General features: G+C 72.3%; 1 protein-coding gene. It reads right to left on the bottom strand.

Annotated features, from left to right (window positions below):
• Positions 1-446, bottom strand: a 446-nt coding sequence (locus ADK55_RS19355) for a DNA glycosylase AlkZ-like family protein (RefSeq protein WP_199826567.1), incomplete at its 3' end; no start/stop codon positions are given.
• Between the last annotated feature and the right edge of the window lie 56 nt (positions 447-502).

Raw genomic sequence — 502 nt, 5'->3', positions numbered from 1 at the left:
GCCGTCCCGACGTGGCCGAGGAGTCGGATCAGGCATTGGTCGTCGGTGAGTTCGTCGCTCAGGTGGTCGGCGGGGATGGAGCGCTCTGCGAGGTCGAACAGGCGTTGTCCGCCCGTGCGTCGGGTGGAGGCGAGTTCGCCGGACCAGAGGAGGAACTCCACGGCGGTCTTGGTCGGCCCCCAGTCCCATCCGGTGCCTGTCTCAGCGCCCTCGCGTAGCCGGCGCAGCGGGAGCGGTCCTTCGTGCGTGATGCGGTCGAAGAGAGCGGCTCGCGTCTGTTGGTCGGGGTACTGGGGTCGTCGGCGGGTTGCTCGGCGTCGGAATGCCCACAGGGGCCAGTCGGCGAGGGGGACCAGGGCGAGGGCGTGGGTGGGGTAGTCGAAGGCGATCGGATCGGGGCCCGCGTAGAGGGCGGCGTCGATGTCGGCGGGGGGGGTTCCCCGCACGGGATGAGCAGCCGCGGGAGGCGCGGGGCGGGGAAGTGGGGGCGGGGGATGAGGGG

Source organism: Streptomyces sp. WM4235 (genome assembly GCF_001279725.1).
GTDB lineage: Bacteria > Actinomycetota > Actinomycetes > Streptomycetales > Streptomycetaceae > Streptomyces.
The sequence above is the reverse complement of the archived record's forward strand: the minus strand, read 5'-3'. Positions and strand labels throughout refer to the sequence as shown.